General features: G+C 55.1%; 1 protein-coding gene. It reads right to left on the bottom strand.

Annotated elements, in window-relative coordinates; all coding sequences use genetic code 11:
• Positions 1-1157: MobV family relaxase (gene mobV / locus DXA05_RS26095; protein ID WP_128859786.1), on the bottom strand; the 1157-nt coding region annotated here is incomplete at both ends.

Consider the following 1157-nt stretch of genomic DNA (forward strand, 5'->3'; position numbering starts at 1 on the left):
ACTCGCTGACCATGTTTTCGAGAAGGGCATTTCTGAGAACGGTGTCCGCACCTTGTCGGATAGTATCGGAATATCTGTGTGCCTCCTGCCGCAACTCCTCCGTGCGCTCCTTCATGGCGGTCATCTCCTCACGCAGGGCATCGAGCTTGCGGTCAGCCTCTGAGAGCTTCTCCTGCTTGTCGTCCAGTTTCGACTGGATAGCGGACAGTTCCTGCTCCAGCTCTTGGACTTGCTGACGGAGAGCATCAGGATTGTCGTGACCTGCAAGAATCTGCCGATGCAATTCAGCAAGTGCCGCCTCCTTCTCAACCTTCTCCTGCAAGAGGTTGTTGACCATTGAGGTGAGTCCTTTTACTCTCCGCTCTGCCAGACGGATGTCCGATTGGAGCGAGGCGAGTGTCCGCTGATGGGTGGCGACGGACTGCTCAATGGTGGTGCACTGTTCTGACAGCTGGCGGCGGTATTCTTCGGTGGTGCGGTGGCGTGCTCCCGTCTCTGAGACGGAAGTTCCGCGCTCCATGCCCCAACGCTTGTTGACATCGGCAAATTCGCTGTGCAGGGCTTTCATCCTGGCAGAAAACTCGTACTTGTCCTTTCCGGCGAATATCTGTTTGTATGCAAACTTGCCGTCCTTGATTGGCAAGAGGGTGCAGTGAACGTGCGGATTGGTTTCGTCCAAGTGTAAGATGAAAGCGACGATGTTCTCCTCACCGTATTTGTCCGCAACAAAGCGGTAAACATCCTTTGCCCATTCCTCAATGTCCTTGCATCGGGTTAGATGCGAATTGTCCGCTCCGTGAGTGAGATTCACCTTCTGGTCACCGAATGCCAATTCTGTCATACGTTCTCGTGAGCCTCCGAAGATGAAATTGACCACTGTGCGGAAGCGTGGCTCTGCCAGTCCCTCGTTGGGGTCTTTGATTCCACGGCTCCGCAGGATGTCTGCCATGCGCTCCGGGATGCTTCGGCTCTTGTCTATAGGACAAACCTTGCCGCCCCGAACCTCGAAGTTGAGCCGCTCACGGCTGCGGTCGTAGTTGCCTGTTGATTCAGCGGATCCCCAACCCTTTTCCGTCCAACGGCGTTGGTGCTCGTTGCTCTGTGCTGTGGTGATTCCCTTAGATGGTCGGAAATCCATAACCTGTTTTGGTGTTGCC

The organism is Bacteroides sp. AM54-2NS (assembly GCF_003602935.1).
Lineage (GTDB): Bacteria > Bacteroidota > Bacteroidia > Bacteroidales > Bacteroidaceae > Bacteroides > Bacteroides xylanisolvens.